The sequence below is a fragment of the Halarchaeum rubridurum genome (assembly GCF_014647115.1).
GTDB classification, from domain to species: Archaea; Halobacteriota; Halobacteria; order Halobacteriales; family Halobacteriaceae; genus Halarchaeum; species Halarchaeum rubridurum.
In genome coordinates this window covers 75308-91668 of sequence record NZ_BMOO01000004.1, presented here as the reverse complement: position 1 = coordinate 91668, position 16361 = coordinate 75308, and the positions used below count along the sequence as shown (strand labels likewise).

General features: G+C 75.2%; 19 protein-coding genes. 18 read left to right on the top strand and 1 reads right to left on the bottom strand.

Features of this window, described 5'->3' with window-relative positions:
• Nucleotides 1-107 precede the first annotated feature (107 nt).
• The gene (gene rnhA / locus IEX84_RS09280) at nt 108-704 is read left to right on the top strand and encodes a ribonuclease HI (RefSeq protein WP_188872179.1); all 597 of its coding nucleotides are present in this window, start codon (nt 108-110) and stop codon (nt 702-704) included.
• Entirely contained in the window at nt 697-1245 is a 549-nt protein-coding gene (locus IEX84_RS09275) for a DUF7108 family protein (protein ID WP_188872177.1), read from the top strand. The genes rnhA and IEX84_RS09275 overlap by 8 nt, the downstream gene beginning before the upstream one ends.
• 21 nt (nt 1246-1266) lie before the next feature.
• Here IEX84_RS09275 and IEX84_RS09270 read toward each other — a convergent pair whose 3' ends face one another.
• A complete protein-coding gene (locus IEX84_RS09270; protein ID WP_188872175.1) occupies nt 1267-1620 on the bottom strand; it encodes a PadR family transcriptional regulator in 354 nt (117 codons plus the stop codon).
• A 114-nt stretch (nt 1621-1734) separates the two neighbouring features.
• Here IEX84_RS09270 and IEX84_RS09265 point away from each other — a divergent pair, with 114 nt between their 5' ends.
• The 16 genes from IEX84_RS09265 (at nt 1735) to IEX84_RS09190 (ending at nt 16326) form a co-directional block, all read left to right on the top strand.
• Nucleotides 1735-2265 (top strand): inorganic diphosphatase, encoded by a 531-nt coding sequence (locus IEX84_RS09265; RefSeq protein ID WP_188872172.1) that lies wholly within the window; start codon nt 1735-1737, stop codon nt 2263-2265.
• Between the two features lie 133 nt (nt 2266-2398).
• Nucleotides 2399-2548: a hypothetical protein gene (locus tag IEX84_RS09260; protein ID WP_229732348.1), complete on the top strand. Its 150-nt coding sequence runs from the start codon at nt 2399-2401 to the stop codon at nt 2546-2548.
• A gap of 166 nt (nt 2549-2714) precedes the next feature.
• Nucleotides 2715-4064, top strand: coding sequence for an alkaline phosphatase family protein (locus IEX84_RS09255; RefSeq protein WP_188872168.1), 1350 nt, complete (start codon nt 2715-2717; stop codon nt 4062-4064).
• A 45-nt stretch (nt 4065-4109) separates the two neighbouring features.
• Nucleotides 4110-4595, top strand: a complete 486-nt coding sequence (locus IEX84_RS09250; RefSeq protein WP_188872166.1) for a DUF7310 family coiled-coil domain-containing protein — start codon at nt 4110-4112, stop codon at nt 4593-4595.
• Nucleotides 4592-5116 (top strand): DUF7311 family protein, encoded by a 525-nt coding sequence (locus tag IEX84_RS09245; protein ID WP_188872164.1) that lies wholly within the window; start codon nt 4592-4594, stop codon nt 5114-5116. The genes IEX84_RS09250 and IEX84_RS09245 overlap by 4 nt, the downstream gene beginning before the upstream one ends.
• Nucleotides 5113-6906, top strand: a complete 1794-nt coding sequence (locus IEX84_RS09240) for an ATPase, T2SS/T4P/T4SS family (protein WP_188872163.1) — start codon at nt 5113-5115, stop codon at nt 6904-6906. The genes IEX84_RS09245 and IEX84_RS09240 overlap by 4 nt, the downstream gene beginning before the upstream one ends.
• Complete coding sequence (locus tag IEX84_RS09235) at nt 6903-8588, top strand: hypothetical protein (RefSeq protein WP_188872161.1); 1686 nt, start codon at nt 6903-6905, stop codon at nt 8586-8588. Before IEX84_RS09240 ends, IEX84_RS09235 begins: the two co-directional genes overlap by 4 nt.
• 36 nt (nt 8589-8624) lie before the next feature.
• Complete coding sequence (locus tag IEX84_RS09230) at nt 8625-9092, top strand: DUF7283 family protein (RefSeq protein WP_188872159.1); 468 nt, start codon at nt 8625-8627, stop codon at nt 9090-9092.
• Entirely contained in the window at nt 9073-9462 is a 390-nt protein-coding gene (locus tag IEX84_RS09225; RefSeq protein ID WP_188872157.1) for a DUF7285 family protein, read from the top strand. The genes IEX84_RS09230 and IEX84_RS09225 overlap by 20 nt, the downstream gene beginning before the upstream one ends.
• Nucleotides 9459-9950: a DUF7284 family protein gene (locus IEX84_RS09220; RefSeq protein WP_188872155.1), complete on the top strand. Its 492-nt coding sequence runs from the start codon at nt 9459-9461 to the stop codon at nt 9948-9950. The genes IEX84_RS09225 and IEX84_RS09220 overlap by 4 nt, the downstream gene beginning before the upstream one ends.
• Nucleotides 9947-12625, top strand: a complete 2679-nt coding sequence (locus IEX84_RS09215; protein ID WP_188872153.1) for a DUF7286 family protein — start codon at nt 9947-9949, stop codon at nt 12623-12625. Before IEX84_RS09220 ends, IEX84_RS09215 begins: the two co-directional genes overlap by 4 nt.
• A gap of 34 nt (nt 12626-12659) precedes the next feature.
• Nucleotides 12660-13088, top strand: coding sequence for a DUF5791 family protein (locus IEX84_RS09210; protein ID WP_188872151.1), 429 nt, complete (start codon nt 12660-12662; stop codon nt 13086-13088).
• A 2-nt stretch (nt 13089-13090) separates the two neighbouring features.
• Complete coding sequence (locus IEX84_RS09205) at nt 13091-13978, top strand: SDR family oxidoreductase (RefSeq protein WP_188872569.1); 888 nt, start codon at nt 13091-13093, stop codon at nt 13976-13978.
• 46 nt (nt 13979-14024) lie between these two features.
• Entirely contained in the window at nt 14025-15116 is a 1092-nt protein-coding gene (locus IEX84_RS09200) for a glycosyltransferase family protein (RefSeq protein WP_188872149.1), read from the top strand.
• Nucleotides 15117-15146: 30 nt separating this feature from the next.
• Entirely contained in the window at nt 15147-15686 is a 540-nt protein-coding gene (locus IEX84_RS09195) for a DUF7109 family protein (protein ID WP_188872148.1), read from the top strand.
• A 46-nt stretch (nt 15687-15732) separates the two neighbouring features.
• Nucleotides 15733-16326, top strand: a complete 594-nt coding sequence (locus tag IEX84_RS09190) for an NUDIX hydrolase (protein WP_188872147.1) — start codon at nt 15733-15735, stop codon at nt 16324-16326.
• Nucleotides 16327-16361: the final 35 nt, after the last annotated feature.

Here is a 16361-nt window from a genome sequence, read left to right as displayed (position 1 = left end):
AAACCCCTTCGGACCGCCGCGTCGCGCGCTCGCCCGCCCCGCGCGCCCGGTCGAGCGCGGTCCCGAACGGCAACCCATTTACTCGCACCACCCCGATTTCCACTCGAATGCCGGTCATCGACTGCGACCCCGAGACGGCACGCGAGCGCCTCGCCGAGGCGGGTGCGACGTTCGCCGAGGGGAACACCGACCACGAGCGCTGGCGGGCGACGCTCGGCGACGCGAGCGCCGTCGCCTACGACGACCAGGTGGTCGTGCAGGGCAAACGCCCCGTGGATGTCACCGCGGTCCTCCGCGAGCGCGGCGGGCGCGTCCACGCCTACTTCGACGGCGCGTCCCGGGGGAACCCCGGGCCGGCGGCCGTCGGCTGGGTGCTCGTCTCGCCCGGCGACGGCATCGTCGCCGAGGGGAGCGAGACCATCGGCGCCACGACGAACAACCGCGCGGAGTACGACGCCCTCATCACCGTCCTGGAGGCCGCCACGCGCTTTGGCTTCGACGAGGTCGAGATACGCGGGGACTCCCAGCTCGTCGCCAAGCAGGTGCGGGGCGAGTGGGACACCAACGACCCGGACCTCCGTGAACGCCGCGTGCGCGTCCGCGAACTCCTCCGCGACTTCGACGACTGGTCGATAACGCACGTCCCGCGGGAGGTGAACGAGCGCGCGGACGACCTCGCGAACGAGGCGCTCGATAATGCCTGAGCTCCCCGACTCGACGGTCGCCGAGGCCGAACGCCTCACCCGCCTCGCGCTGCGCGCGAGCGACCCCGACGAGGCCGCGGCCTACCGCGACGAACGCGACGCCCTGCTCGCCGAGGCGGGGTACGCCGCCCGCGAGCGCGGGGACGATGGGGGCGTCACGCTCGTCTGCTACCCCGAGTCGTGGCTCGACGAGACGGGGACGATACGGATGGACGCCTTCGACCCCGACGAGGCCGTCGAGCGCCCCCTCGGCGGGCCGGGCGACCCCGACGAGTGGGACGAGGTCGCCACGCACAACCGCGGAATCGCCCGCGCGGTCCACGAGGCACATGGGAGCGTCCACGGCGAGACGGTGACGTCGCTCGCCGACTTCGCCAGCAACCACTACGCGAAGCGGATCGAGGACCTCACGCGCGAGGAACTCGCGGAGTTCCGCGAGGAGTACCTCGTGCGGAACGCGTGGCCGACCGAGGCGCAACTCGAACGACTCGCCGACTCGCTGCGCTACGCGTTCGCGGTCGTTGACGAAGAGAAGCCGTAGTGCGGCGCTCGGGCCGCTTCGTTACTCGTGCTCGGCGACGACGTCGCGAACCCGTTCGGCGCGCTCGTCGGTGGCGACGAACTTCCCGAGCGCCCACGAGAGGTCGTCGAAGACGGCCTCGACGCCCGCGTCCGTCAGCGCGTACTGGTTCGTCCGCTTGTCGAGTTCGCTCTTCTCGACCATGCCCTCCTCGACGAGGTCGTCGAGGTTCGGGTAGAGCCGGCCGTGGTTGACTTCCTCGCCGTAGTACTCCTCGAGCTCCCGCTTGACCGCGAGCCCGTATCGTGGCTCCTCGGCGAGGACGACGAGGATGTTCTTCTGGAACGCTGTCAGATCGCGGACGCCGGTACGCGCCGCGGGTTGTGCCTCTGACATAGTTGTATTTAATGACACAGACGGTACTTAAACGCTTCTCACGATTCCGACGCTGAGCCCCCGTCTCGGCGACCCGAAAGGCCCTTTACGTCGTCAATCGCACACCAAACCGTTATGGTCAACCTCTGGGAAGACCTCGAAACCGGACCCGACGCGCCCGACACCGTCTACGCGGTCGTCGAGTGTCTGAAGGGCGAGCGCAACAAGTACGAGTACGACAAGGACATCCCGGGCACGGTGCTCGACCGCGTCCTCCACAGCAACGTCCACTACCCCTCGGACTACGGCTTCATGCCGCAGACCTACTACGACGACGGCGACCCCTTCGACGTCCTCGTCCTCGTGAAGGACCAGACGTTCCCCGAGTGCGTCATCGAGGCCCGCCCCGTCGCCCTCATGCGGATGGACGACGACGGCGAGCAGGACGACAAGGTCATCGCCGTCCCCGAGGAGGACCCGCGCTACGACCACATCACGGACGTCGAGGACCTCACCGACCAGAAGAAGGCCGAAATTGCGGAGTTCTTCGAGACCTACAAGAACCTCGAAGAGGGCAAGGAAGTCTCCGTCGGCGACTGGGAGGACGCCCAGACGGCGAAGGACGCCATCGAGCACGCCCAGGAACTCTACGACGAGAACTTCTAACCTCGTCCCCGATAGCCGACCTCCGTTTTTCCGCCGCGCCGCGACGCCGATTACCGGCGGGTATCCGTCGCCGCCCCACCGATGCGTTATGCGTATGGGTAATACTTTGGGCGTGGCGGCCCGACAGTCGGGTATGTCCACGAACCGGCCCACGGTCGGCCTCGACCACCTCACCGTCGTCCCGACGAACTTCGACGGGGGCGACGCCGACGCCACCGACGGTGACGTCGCACGCGGTGACGCGGACGCCGCGGAGGACGCCACGGCGACGGACGACGAGTAGTCCCACCCCTTATCGCGCCGACGCGTCATCCGTCCCGCCCCACCCCGACCTGTCGCGTCACTCGGACCCCCCTCACGGTCCGCCGCCGCGTTCGCCACGCTCGTAGACAGGGGCGAAAGCCGACGCGAACGAACGTTCTTAAGCCGCGCGCCCGGACAGGGACGGTATGGGACTCTTCGACCGGCTCCGCGGCGACGACGGCCCGCGGGTCGCGTTCATCGGTATCGACGGCGTACCCTACTCACTCATCGCGGACCACCCCGAGGTGTTCGAGAACCTCACGGCGATGGCGGAGAAGGGCGCCGGCGGCGCCATCGAGAGCATCGTGCCGCCCGAGTCGAGCGCCTGCTGGCCCTCCCTCACGACCGGCGTCAACCCCGGAAAGACGGGCGTCTACGGCTTCCAGGACCGAGAGACCGGCACGTACGACACGTACGTGCCGATGGGCCGCGACGTGCAGGCGACACGCCTCTGGGACCGCGTCGTCGACGCCGACCGGCGCGCCTCCGTCTTCAACGTCCCCGTCACCTTCCCGCCACAGCGCAACGTCGACCGGATGGTCTCCGGCTTCCTCTCCCCCGGCGTGAAGAAGGCCTCCCACCCGAGCGATGTCGGCGACTACCTCGACGAGCAGGGCTACCGCATCGACGTCAACGCCAAACTCGGCCACGACGAGGACAAGACCGACTTCGTCGAGGACGCCCACCACACCCTCGATAAGCGCTACGAGGCCTTCGACCACTACCTCACGGAGGGCGACTGGGACCTCTTCTTCGGCGTCTTCATGACGACCGACCGGGTCAACCACTTCCTCTTCGAGGACTACGAGCGCGACGGCGAATACGACCAGGAGTTCTTCGACTTCTACCGGCAGGTCGATGAGTACATCGGGAAGCTCCGCGAGGCCGCCCCCGACGACGTCACGTTCGTCGTCGCCTCCGACCACGGCTTCACGACGCTCGACTACGAGGTCCACCTCAATCACTGGCTCGAAGCGCAGGGGTGGCTCTCCTTCGCCGACGACGACCACGACAGCCTCGCGGACATCGACGACGACACGCGCGCGTACGCCTTCGTCCCCGGGCGCTTCTACCTCAACCTCGAGGGCCGCGAACCCCGCGGGAGCGTCGCACAGGACGACTACTACGACGTCCGCGACGAGCTCAAAGCCGAGATAGAGGCCCTCGAAGGCCCGAACGGCGAGAAAGTCGTCGAGCGCGTCGTCGAGAAGGAGGACGCCTTCGCGGGCGAGCACGACGAGATCGCACCCGACCTCGTCGCCATCCCGAACCACGGCTTCGACCTGAAGGCCGGCTTCCGCGGCAGCGAGGCCGTCTTCGATAAGGGCCCGCGCAACGGGATGCACTCCTTCGACAACGCGACGCTCGTCACCGACGCGCCCGACGTCGCCATCGACGAGGCGAACCTCTTCGACCTGACGCCGACGATGCTCGACCTCCTCGACATCGACTTCGACGCCGCCGACTTCGACGGCGGCAGCCTCGTCAAGGGCTGAGCGGCCCCCGCGACTTCTTGTACGAACGCGCGACCATCGCGTCGCGTGTCCACCGACCTCCGCGCCGAGACGGCCGACTCGCACACGCACGACGGCGACCGCGGCGACGCCCCGTCCGCGCCCGAGCGCACCGACGTCGACGCCAGACTCCGCGCCGTCGAGCGCGCGTTCGACGCGGCGCACTCGACCGACCCCGACCACCCGACCGACGGGACCGCACACGACACGCCGGAGCGCGACCCGACACCGACCGCGGACTCCCGCGCCGCGGCGGACGCCGACCGCGCGCTCGCCGCTCGCCTCTCGACCGTCGAGCGCCGTCTCGACGACCTCGACGCCGCCGTCCAATCCCTCCAGGGGTACGTCGGGAGCGTCGACGCCGTGAACGAGTCCGTCGAGCGCCGCGCGAACGCCGCGCTCGCGGCCGCCGAACGCCCGCGGCCGACGCATCCGCTTCCCGACCTCCCCGAGCCGGCGTCCTCGGAACCCGAAGACGACGCTACCGGCTTCTTCGGTCGCCTCCTCCGGTGACCGTCCTCCGCGTCCTCCTCGCGGTCGCACTCGCGGGCGCGCTGACCGCGGCCGCCGCGCCCGTCGTCGAGGACGCCCGGGAGGCGAACGCCGCGAGCGCCGGCCACGTCGCCGCCGTGGACGTCCGGGACGCGGTCGTCGCCCTCGCCGCGAGCACGCCCGCCCCGCCCGGCGCGCCGGCGGCCGAGCGGACCGTCGCGCTCACGCTCCCGCGAGCCGACGCCGCGACCGCTCCCGCCGCGCTCCTCGTCGGGAGCGCGCCCGACACGCCCGACGCCCCCACGACCGACGTCGCCGCGGTCCGCGTCGGCGGCGAACTCCGGACGACTCTCCTCCCCGTCGACCTCCGCGTTCGGGCTGCGGACGGCACCCTGCGCGACGACGCGACGGGCCTCCGAATCACCCACGGGGCGACGCTCACGCTCCGCTACGTGCTCGTCGACCGGACGCCGACCGTCGTCGTCGCGCCGGCCGCGGGGGCGACGGTTTATACCCGAGCGCGGCACGACGGCGCGGCGTGACCCTCACCGACCTCCTCCCGCCGCGTGGCGACGCGCCCCCCGCGTGCGCCTGCGTCCACGACGCCGCCGACGGCCGGCTCGACGTGACCGCCGACGACTGCCCGGGGCGGGGCGACCTCGCCGCCGAACCCGCCTGCCGCGAGGCGGTCGTCCGCGCGCTCGACGGTCGCGACACCGACGCCGTCCGCGTCACCGCGTGCGGGCTCGAACGCCGATACGGCCCCGACGCCGTCGCGCGCCTCGTCGCCGCCGGGGCGTTCGCCGCGCGCGTCGCCACCGTCGACCCCCGACTCGCCGCGCGCGCCCGACGCGACCCGCTCGGTGCCGCTCGCGAGGCCGCCGGCCGCGCCGGCACCGTCGCGTCGCTCGCCGTCGAGACCGGCCTCGCGGCCGCCCGCGACGTTGCACCCGAACGCGCGTTCGCGGCCTACCGCGGGCCCGCGGTCGCGCTCGCGCACGTCGACCCCGCCCCGCCCACCGACGCGACGCTCCGCGGTGAACGCGAGGTCGCTCCCGACACCGCGGTCCGCCGCTACGAGCGTCCCGACGCCCTCCCGCTCTACCACCTCGTGCCGGCCGAAGCCGCGCTCGACGCCGCGGACTACCGCGCGCTCGACGCCGCCGTCGACCGCCTCGTCGCCGCCGACGACCCGCGTCCCGACCGCGCCGTCGCAGCGGTCGTCGACGACCCGACCCGCGTCGCGCCGCTCGCGCGCGTCCTCCGGAAACACACCCGCGGCTACGGCGTCCTCGACGACCTCTTCGCGGACGAGCGCGTCAGCGACGTCTTCGCGCCCGCGCCCGCCGACTCGACGCCGCTCTACGTCCGTTGCGACGGCGAGCGCCACCGGACGAACGTCCGCCTCACCGCGGGTGGCGCGAGCGCCCTCGCCTCCCGCTTCCGCGCCGGGAGCGGGCGCGCGTTCTCCAGCGCCGACCCCACGCTCGACGCCGTCGCCGAGGACGTCGCGGGCCGCCGCGTCCGCGTCGCCGGCGTCACCGGCCCCGCGAGCGACGGTCCCGGGTTCGCGTTCCGCGCGCACGGCGGCGACGTCTGGACGCTCGCGCGCCTCGTCGACGGCGGGACGCTTCCGCCCGACGCGGCCGCGCTCTGCTCGCTCGCGGTCGAACGCGGCGCCGCCGGCCTCGTCGCGGGCGCGCGCGGCGCGGGCAAGACCACCCTCCTGTCGGCGCTCCTCGCCGAACTCCCCCGCGACGTCCGCACCGTCGTCGTCGAGGACACCCCCGAGCTCCCCGTGACGGCGCTCCAGCGCGACGGCCGCGACGTGCAGGGCCTCCGCACCGACCTCGACGGCGACGGGCTCTCGCCCGACGCCGCGCTGCGCACCGCGCTCCGCCTCGGTGAGGGCGCGCTCGTCGTCGGCGAAGTCCGGGGCACCGAGGCCGGCACGCTCTACGAGGCGATGCGCATCGGCGCGCACGTCAGCGCCGTCCTCGGCACCATCCACGGCGAGGACGGGGCCGCGGTCCGCGAGCGCGTCGTCTCCGACCTCGGCGTCGCGCCCTCCGCCTTCGACGCCACCGACTTCGTCGTCAGCGCCGGGCGCGTCGACGGCGAACACCGCGTCACGCGCATCGAGGAGTACCACGACGGGGCGTTCCACGCGCTCTACGCCCTCGACGGCACGCGCCTCCGGGCGACCCCGCGACTGGCCGAGTCGGCCCTCCTCGCGTCGCTCGCCCGACCGGGCGAAGCGCCCACCGCCGTGTCCGACGCGCTCGACGCGCGGGAGCGCGAGCTCGCGGCCGAGGCGGCGACGCGCCCGTGAGCCGCCCCGCCGCGGCGCTCGACGACGCCCTCGTCCGCATCGCCGCGCGACTCCCCGACGTCCCGCTCCCGGCTCCCGACGACCTCGGCGGCACGCTCGGCGCGCTCGGCTGGCGCGCGACACCCGCCGACGTCACGCGCGTCACCGCGCTGTTCGTCGTCCTCGCCGCCCTCGCGCTCCTCGCCGTCGCCGTCGCACCCCTCGCGGCGCTCGCCGTCGTCGCCTACGCCCTCGCCGGCGCGTGCGCCGTCCGGTACGTGCCGTCGCTCGTTCTCGCCCTCCACGAGAGCCGGCTCGTCGGCGCGGGCCCGGGGTTCGTCGCCCGCCTCGCCCTCCGCGCTCGAATCGAACCCTCCGCCGAGGGCGCAGCCGCGTTCGCCGCCGACGCCGGCGACGACCCGCTCTCGGACGCGCTCGCCGACGCCGTCCGCGCGAGTGCCGGCACGCCCGAAACACCGCTCGACGCCGTCGCGCCGTCGCTCCCGACGCCCGGCCTCCGCCGCGCCGTCGCGCTCGTCCGCGCCGCCGTCGAGACCCCGACTGCGGACCGCGGCCGCGTCCTCGACCGCGCGCTCGCCGCCGCCCGCGACGCCACCGACCGCCACGTCCGCGAGGGCGCCCGCGCCGTTCGCGGCCCCGTCAACGCCGTCTACGCCTTCGGCGTTATCCTCCCGCTCGCGCTCGTCGGCCTCGTCCCCGTCGCGCCCGCCGCCGGCGTCGCGCTCCCGCTCGGCCTCGTCGCCGTCTGTTACGACGTCGTCCTCCCCCTCGCGCTCCTCGGCGTCGCCGCGTGGGCGCTCGCAAACCGCCCCGCCGTCTTCCCCGCCGGTCGCGCGGACGCCGACCGCGTCCTCGACCGCCGCCGGGCCGCGCTCGCCGGACTCGGCGCCGGCACCTTCGCCGCCGTCGGCTGTCTCGTCCTCGGCGTCGCCTGGGCGCTCCCCGTCACCGCCCCGTGCTGCGCGCTCGGCACGGCGCTCGCCGTCGCCACCCGGCCCGTCCTCGCCCTCGACGAGCGCGCCGCGGGCGTCGCCGACGGGCTCCCCGACGCCACGGCCGTCGTCGGCCGACGCCTCGCGGCCGGCGACCCGCCCGAGACTGCCGTCGCCGCCGTCGGCCGCACCCTCGACGGGCCGGCGGGCGAGCTGTTCGCCGCCGCCGACCGCACCCGCCGCGCGCTCGGCCGGCCGCTCGACGCCGCCTTCTTCGGCCGTCGCGGCGTCCTCGGCCCCGAGCACGGCCCGCGCACCGCCGGGACCGTCCGCCTCGTCCTCGACGCCGCGACCGGCGGCGCGGCCGGCGGACGCGTTCTCACCGAAGTCGCGGGCGGCCTCGACGCCGTCCACCGCCTCGAAACCGAGGCGCGCGCCGACCTCGCGGACCTCGTCGACACCCTCGTCCGAACCGCCGGACTGTTCGCGCCCGTCATCGCCGGCGCGACCGTCACGCTCGCCGGCCACGTCGGCTCCTTCGACGGCACCGGGAGCACGCTCGTCGTCCCGACGCTCGGCCTCGTCGTCGGCGGCTACGTCGCGTGGTCCGCCGTCGTCCTCACCGCGCTCGCCGTCTGCCTCGACCGCGGATTCCGGCCCGCGCCGCTCTGCCACCGCGTCGGCGTCGCGCTCGCCAGCGCCGGCGCGTGCTACGCCTGCGCCGCCGCCGTCACCGCGCTCCTGCTCTAGCGCGAGTTCTTACGCGATGGCGGCTCACCCGGGTCCATGTTCGACACGCAGGGCGACGCGCTCCCGACGTGGGTCGCCCTCACGCTCGTCGCCGGAACCGCGCTCGCGGCCGTCGCCGCCGTCCCGAGCACACCGACGCCGGACGCGACCGCCGTCGCCAACGCCGCCGACGCCGTCACGGCCGGCGACCACGCCGCCGCGCGCACCGTCCCGACGACCGCGACGACCGTCCGCGTCCGCTCCGCGAGCGTCGCGCTCCGCAACGACGCCGGCACCACGCACGCGACGTTCGCGCGCCCGATCACGCCCGCCGACACCCCCGCGCTCCGCCGCGTCCTCCGGGGAGCGTCGCCGAGCGTCGTCTACCCCACGCTCGGGGACTTCCGCGCCGACGTCCGCCGCGCCCGTGCCTCGGGCACCGAGGCCGGCTGGCGGCCGTGCGCCGACTCGCTGACCGCTCGCCGCGTTCGTCTCGGGGGTGGCGATGTCACGCTCCTCGGGTAGGGCGCAGGTCGAACCGACCGCCGCGCTCGCCGCCGTCCTCGCGCTCACTATCGCGCTCGGCGTCTACGCGTCCGCCTACGCGGCCGTCCCGACCGGCCACGCGACGCCGACGACGGCCGATGACGACGCGCTCGCCGCCCTCGTCGCCGACCTCGGCCCGGGGCCGGCCGACCCCGCGACGCTCCGCCCCGCGGTCCGTACGCTCTCGCACACCGGTTCGCTGAACGCGACGCTCCGCACGCCGACGCGCGTCTGGACCGTCGGGCCGCCCCGCCCGCGCCGCGCCGACGTCGCCGCTGCACCCCTCCCGGTCCGCGTCGGCCCCGACCGCGTCAGACCGGGGCGACTCACCGTGGCGGTGTGGCCGTGACGCGCTCGCGCGGGCTCAGTACCGTCCTCGACGTCGCCGTCTGCGTCCTCCTGGTCGGTGGGGCCGTCGTCACGCTCGCCGGAATCGCGCCGCCGACGCCGGCGGCCGACACCGCGCCCGCCGCGACGGCGCGCGCCGCGCTCGACAGCACCGCCACCGTGCCCGTCGATGGCGCTCCGGTTCGTGGCTCGGTCGCCGCGCTGTTCGCCGACGCCGCCGTCGCGCGCGGCGGCGACACTGCCCCGCCCGGCTACGTCGCGGCGGTCGAACGCGCCGCCGCCCGCCGCCTCGCCAACGCCTCCGGTCGCGCGTCGCTCACGGCGTCGTGGCGGCCCGACGGCCCGTGTCGCGCGACGACGCTCACCGCCGGGGCGACGCCACCGCCCGGCGTCGCCGTCGACGCCGTGACGTTCGTGGTGCCGACCGGCGAGCGACCCGCGTGCGGCGACGCGCCCGTCCACCTCACCCTCCGGACGTGGTCGCGGTGAAGCTCGACCCCTTCCCGGACCAGCGCGGTCGCGTCCCGTTCGCCGTCATCGGTGCGCTTCTCCTGCTCACCAGCGCGGCGCTCGGTGCCGGCATCGCCGGCCGGCCCGCGCCGTCGGGGTACGACGCCGGGCCCGCCCTCGACGCGTCGTGGACGGCGACCCACGCCGCGACCGAGCGCGCCGTGCTGCGCGCGAGCGTCGACGCTGCTCGGCACCCGGTGCTCGAACGCGCCGACACGCCCTACGGCCGCGTCCTGAACGCCTCCGACCCCTTCCGGGACGCCCTCCGCCTCCGCGTCTACCTCGCGGTCGCGGACGCGCTTCCCGCGAGCGCCGTCACGCTCGACGGCGTCACCGCGACGGCATCGCTCCCCGAAATCGACTCGCCCGCGGACGCCGACGCTGCTATCGACCGCGTGACGCTCACCGGCGTCGAGAGCGACACCGCGCTCCGCGTCCGCATCGACGGCGTCCGCGTCGTCGCCACCCGCGCACGCGCCGTCGTCGAGTCGCGCGAGCGCTCCATCACCGTCACCGCGCCGACGCCGGTCCTCGCCGTCCACGAGCGCGTCGGCGTGTTCGAAACGCGCCTCGACCGCGGCGTCGCCGACGGTCCCGGCCTCGCGCGTCGCGCCACCGTCTCGCTCACCGCGCTCGCGGAGGCGCGGGGGCTCGCGCAGTACGGCGGCGCGCCGATCACCAACGTCGTGGCGAACCGCCACGTCGCGCTCGCCACGAACCGCGGCGTCCTCTCGCTCGAACGCGCGACCTTCGGGAGCGCGGACCCGCTCGGCGTCAGCGCGACGCGTCGCGCGGCCGTCACGGTCGCGGCGAAGGACCTGCTCGCCGGCGCGCGGGCGACCGCCGACGGACGGAACGGGACCGGCGCGGCCCTCGCCAACGAGGCGCTCTCGCGGGTCGACCCCGGGACCGCGAACCCCCAGCCGGTGCCCCTCGAACCCGCCGCGGACGACGCGCTCGTCGCCTTCAGCGACGGCGACGGTCACGACTCGCTCGACGGGACGATACGGCGCGCGTACGCCGTCGCCGTCCGTCTCGGCGTCCGCGTGTCGAGCGACGGCCGCCCGCCGACGCCCGCCGTTTCGCGGGGGTACACGCGCGTCGACTCGTCCTCGCGCTCGGTCACCGTCGGCAACGAGAGCTACCGGGTCGCCGTCGTCGTCGGCGCGCGCCCCGTGACCGGACGCGGCCTGCCCGACGTGAGCGACGGCCCGTCGTGGGTCCGCGAGCGTGCGGTCCGGCGCGCCATCGACGACGCGCTCGGCCGCTCGCTCGCGCGCCGCGCCGTCGCCGGGACGCTCGACACCCGATTCGTCGTCCACCCCGACGTGCCCGCGTCGCGCCGCCGCGCGGTCCTCGACGCCCTCGGGCGGACGCACGCGGCGCTCCGGAACGTCACCACGCACGCGGAGCGCCGTGTGTTCCTCGACGGCGACCCGCTCGCCGACCTCCCGCCCGCCGTCGACGCGACCGTCGCGGGGATGCCGGCGTCGCCGACCGTCGACGAACGCGCCGGTGCGCTCGCCCGTGCCGCCTACGCCGACCGGGTGCGGGAGACGGTCGCCGCGCGGCGCTCGACGCTGGCGACGGCGCAGACCGCGCTCCGCGAGCGACTGACCGGGAGCGGCGTGGCCGTCACGCCGCCGGCCCTCGCCGGTCCGGACGCCCCACCCGTCCCGATGACCGTCTCCGCCGACCCCGCGTACCTCTCGCTCGCCCGCGTGACGCCCGCGGACGCGCCGGTCGCGGACCCCGCTTACCCGCTCGCCGCCCGCAACGACAACCTGTTCACGGTGCCGTCGGCGGACATCGTCGAGCGGGTGTTCGCCTTCCTACGGACGGGCCACGCCGAACCGGTCTCGTACGCCGTGGCCGCCCAAACCCTGTCCGCGGCCGAGCGGGCCGGAGTCGAACGCGCGGCGCTCGAACACGCGGTCGTCGGGGCGAGCGCCACGGCGCGCGAGACGATGGCGGCGACGCTCCGGCGACACACGACGCTTCCCTCGGCGGCCCGGGAGCGCGCCCTCGACGCCGCGTTCGCGCGCTGGTCGACGCCCGGGACGCGCGCGCTCGCGGTCGCCAACGGCTCGCTCCCCGCGGCGCTCGCCGACGAGGCGGCCGCCCGGGGTGCCGCGAGGCCGGGATTCCTCGCCGCGCGACTCGGCCACGCCGTCCGCGACCGGCAGTCCGGGACCGCCCTCGTCGTCGGCGGGTCGGCCGTCGACCCGGTCCGGGAGCGTGTCGTGGGGACCGCGTCGGACGCGGTCGGGACGGCCGCCGAGCGCGCGCTGGCGCGTTCGACGCTCGCGCTCCTCCCCTCGGGCCTGCCGCTCCTGCCCCTCCCCGGCCAGTGGTACGTCACCGCGAACGCGTGGCACGTCGCGGCCCGCGGGGGCTACGCGCGCTTCGCGGTCGCCGTGCCGCTCGGCCGGCCGGGCGTCGCCGACGGCTCGCTGCGCTACGTCCGCGCGAACGCCCCCGTGACGCTCGACGTGGACGGCGACGGCCGCGCGGAGCGCCTCGGGCGGAACCGGCGCATCGACTTCGGGTATCGGACGGGCGTCGTCGCGGTCGTCCCGCCGGGCCCGCGCGGCGTCGGCGACGTCGGCCGGATGACCGAGACCTCGGCGGGATGGACGGTGCGCGACGAGTGAGAAACCCCATTTAGCCCGAGCGCCAAGCGCGGGTATGCTCACAGACGAGATCGCCGAGCCCGAGGCGACCGCGCCCGAGTCGCTCCGGACGCAGTATCTGGCGGCGCTGACCGCCGTCGTCGAGGAGCGTGGCGCCGAGGCCGTCGCCGCGGAGACCGACCTCTCGGCCGAGCGCGTCGCGGCCGTCGTCGACGACCCCGATTCCGTGACGCTCGCCGAGGCCGCCGCGGTCCTCTCCTGCTCGCCGGACTACCCCGCGGCCGACGACTACCTCCTCGAAGTCCGAGACCACCTGATGCTCCAGATGAGCTCCGCGGTCGTCGACATCGGCGCGCTCCAGCGCGCCATCGAGACCGACCTCGACCCGAAGGAGCTCCAGCAGAAGGTCGAAGGCCGCCGCGAGATGACGCTCGCGGAGTACGCGCGGGTCGTCCGCCACCTCGCGGTCGAGAACCCCTGGTGACGATGCGGGTCGCAATCCTCGGCTGCGGCTACGTCGGCCTCGAACTCGGCCGTCAGCTCGCCGCGGCCGGCCACGACCCGGTCGGCGTCCGGCGCTCGGACGACGGGCTCGCGGCGATACGCGAGGCGGGCTTCGACGCCATCCGCGCGGACGTGACGGACGCCGCGAGCCTCGACGACGTCCCGGACGCCGACGCGGTCGTCTTCGCGGCCTCCTCCGGCGGGCGCGACGCCGACGCCGCCCGGCGCGTCTACGTCGAGGGCCTTCGGACCGCCATCGACGCCTTCGGCGAGCGCGAGCGCGCCCCCGACCAGTTCGTCTACACGTCGAGCACGGGCGTCTACGGCGACCACGGCGGGGCGTGGGTGGACGAGGACACGCCCCTCGAACCGACCACGGAGAAGACGGAGGTGCTCGTCGAGGCCGAGCGCGTCGCCCGCGAGCGCCCCGCGGCGCACGGGATGGCGGGTCGCGTCGTCCGCTTCGCCGGCCTCTACGGCCCCGAGCGCTACCGGCTGGAGCGCTACACGACGGGCTCGGTCGTCGAGGGATATCTGAATATGCTCCACCGCGACGACGCCGCGGGGGTCGTCCGCTTCGCGCTGACCGAGACGGACGAACCGCTGTTGCTCGCGGTCGACGACGAACCCGTCGACCGCCGGGAGCTCGCGGCCTGGCTGGCCGACGCCTGCGGCGTCGCGCGCCCCGAGACGGTCTCGCGCGACGAACGCCTCGCCGACGGCGACCTCTCGGAGGCCGCGCGGCGGCGGCTCACGACGAGCAAGCGCTGCTCGAACGCGCGCCTCCGCGACCTCGGCTACGAGTACGCGTATCCGACCTACCGTGAGGGGTACGCCGACGCGGTCCGCGCGTACCGCGCCGGTAACTAGCGCCCGCTTCGCCCGACTTTTGCCGTCGGCGCGCGCACGCTCGCCCATGGACTACACGCAGGAGCGGGTGGCGACGCTCCACGACTACGGCGGGGCGGACCCCGACGCCCCGGTGGGCCGCGCGACGGTCGTCGTCCCGATGACCGAGCGGGAGTACGCGGGACTGGCCGCGGAGGGCGTCCTCTCGACGCTCGCGTCGCTCGACCCCGAGCGCGTGCTCGTGCCGCTGCGCGCGCCCGCAGAGCGCGTCCCGGCCTTCTGCGAGTGGCTCGACGGCTTCGACCTCCCCCTGGAAGTGCTCTGGTGTTCGGGGCCGCGCCTCGCCGACCTGCTCGACGCCGCCGGCCTCGACGGCGCGGCGGGGAAGGGCCGGGACGTCTGGCTGGCGCTCGGGCTCGCCGCCGACGCCGACTACGTCGCCCTCCACGACGCGGACGCGGAGAGCTACGACGAACGCGACGTCCCGAAGCTCCTCGCGCCGCTCGCCGGCGACTTCGACTTCACGAAGGGGTACTACGCCCGCGTGGAGTCCGGCCGGCTCTACGGGCGGCTCTTCCGGCTCTTCTACGAGCCCCTGGTCGCGGCGCTCGCCGACGCCCACGACCACGAGGTCCTCGACTACCTCGGCGCGTTCCGCTACGCGCTCGCCGGCGAGTGCGCGATGACGGGCGACGTCGCGCGCTCGCTGCGCGTCCAGCGGCGCTGGGGGCTCGAAGTCGGGACGCTCGGCGAGGCCTATCGGACGACCGGCCCCGACGGCGTCGCGCAGGTCGACCTCGGCTTCTACGAGCACGACCACCGCGCCGTCTCGGGGCCCACGGGGCTCGGCGACATGAGCGAGGGCGTCGGCGACGCGCTCCTCCGCGTCGTCGAGGAGGCGGGCGTCGACCCCGACTACGACACCCTGCCCGAGCGCTACGTCGCGGCCGCGGAGCGCTTCGAGCGCGGCTACGCGGCCGACGCGACGTTCAACGGCTTCGAGCACGACGCCGCCGCCGAGCGCGAGCAGGTCGAGACGTACCGCGCCGCGGTGCGCGCGCCCGGCCCCGACACCCGCCTCCCCGCGTGGGACGACGCGCCGCTCTCGACCGCGGAGGTGCGCGAGGCCGCCGCGGCGGACCTCGACGCGGTACGTTGAAGCGCCCGCGACGCGCACGGTGAAGTGACCATGCCCCTCGACCCGGACGAACTCGCGGGCGTCTGCGACCTCTTCGGCGGCCTGACGCGCGACGAACTCGCCGGCGCCGTCGCGGACCTCGCCGCCCGCCGCGGCGGCGACCACGACCCCGCGGCGCACGAGGCGGCCGTCGCGGACGCCCGCGCGGCGTACGCGCTCCTCGACGTCGATTCGGGCGGTATCGACGGGGTCGACGCCGACGAATCGCTCCTCGTCCCCGGCCCGCGGGCGTTCCCGACGCTCCCCTCCGGTGGTGAGGACCTCCCGCACCTGCTCGACGCGCCGCGGCGCGACGTGCCGCGCGACGTCGTCGAGACGGCGCTCCGCGCGCGCCTCGCGGCCGACGTGGCCGCGCTCGACGATGCCGACGAGGGCGACGAAGCGGCGGATGGTGAGGACGGCGACGCCGATGCCGAACGCGACGTCGAACCGCCCGACCCCGCGGTGCTCATCGACGTCACGTACGACGCCGCGGCGCTGACGGGCACGGACTTCGCGGACGTCCGCGAGCGCATCGCCGACGCGCGGTGACGCGCCCCGAGGAACGATTAAGGGGGCGAGGTGTCTGCACATCCGTATGGACCTCGGTCGCATCGCCACCCGCCGTCCCGAGACGACCGCGGACGCGGCGCGCGAGGCGGCCGTCCTCGTGCCGGTCGTCGAGCGCGCCGACGGCCCCGCGCTGCTCTTCACGAAGCGCGCGGACCACCTCGGCGAACACCCCGGGCAGATGAGCTTCCCCGGCGGCGGCCGCGAGCCGAGCGACGCCGACGCGACCGCGACGGCGCTCCGCGAGGCCGACGAGGAGATCGGCCTCCGGCCCGAGGAGGCGCGCGTCGTCGGCCGCCTCGACGACATCGAGACCGTGACGGACTACGCGATCACGCCGGTCGTCGCCCGCGTCCCCGACCGCGAGTACGACCCGGACCGCCGCGAGGTCGCGGAGATCGCCGTCCTCCCGCTCGCGGGGCTGCTTGAGCCCACGAACCACGAGCTGGAGCGCCGCGACCACCCCGAGTACGGCGAACTCGACGTCCACTTCTTCCGCGTCGGCGGCTACACGGTCTGGGGGGCGACCGGGCGCATCCTCGCGCAGTTCCTCGAACTCGCCTGCGGGTGGGAGCGCCCGACGACGCCGGACCGGGTCGTCGACCCCGACGCCGAGCCCTGAATCCGCTACGCTTTTGCCGGTGACGCGGCCTAGTA

Bases quoted from the DNA above. Each gene is read 5' to 3' on its own strand.
- rnhA (WP_188872179.1), top strand. From the start codon at position 108: ATGCCGGTCATCGACTGCGACCCCGAGACGGCACGCGAGCGCCTCGCC.
- IEX84_RS09275 (WP_188872177.1), top strand. From the start codon at position 697: ATGCCTGAGCTCCCCGACTCGACGGTCGCCGAGGCCGAACGCCTCACC.
- IEX84_RS09270 (WP_188872175.1), bottom strand. From the start codon at position 1,620: ATGTCAGAGGCACAACCCGCGGCGCGTACCGGCGTCCGCGATCTGACA.
- IEX84_RS09265 (WP_188872172.1), top strand. From the start codon at position 1,735: ATGGTCAACCTCTGGGAAGACCTCGAAACCGGACCCGACGCGCCCGAC.
- IEX84_RS09260 (WP_229732348.1), top strand. From the start codon at position 2,399: ATGTCCACGAACCGGCCCACGGTCGGCCTCGACCACCTCACCGTCGTC.
- IEX84_RS09255 (WP_188872168.1), top strand. From the start codon at position 2,715: ATGGGACTCTTCGACCGGCTCCGCGGCGACGACGGCCCGCGGGTCGCG.
- IEX84_RS09230 (WP_188872159.1), top strand. From the start codon at position 8,625: ATGTTCGACACGCAGGGCGACGCGCTCCCGACGTGGGTCGCCCTCACG.
- IEX84_RS09225 (WP_188872157.1), top strand. From the start codon at position 9,073: ATGTCACGCTCCTCGGGTAGGGCGCAGGTCGAACCGACCGCCGCGCTC.
- IEX84_RS09210 (WP_188872151.1), top strand. From the start codon at position 12,660: ATGCTCACAGACGAGATCGCCGAGCCCGAGGCGACCGCGCCCGAGTCG.
- IEX84_RS09205 (WP_188872569.1), top strand. From the start codon at position 13,091: ATGCGGGTCGCAATCCTCGGCTGCGGCTACGTCGGCCTCGAACTCGGC.
- IEX84_RS09200 (WP_188872149.1), top strand. From the start codon at position 14,025: ATGGACTACACGCAGGAGCGGGTGGCGACGCTCCACGACTACGGCGGG.
- IEX84_RS09195 (WP_188872148.1), top strand. From the start codon at position 15,147: ATGCCCCTCGACCCGGACGAACTCGCGGGCGTCTGCGACCTCTTCGGC.
- IEX84_RS09190 (WP_188872147.1), top strand. From the start codon at position 15,733: ATGGACCTCGGTCGCATCGCCACCCGCCGTCCCGAGACGACCGCGGAC.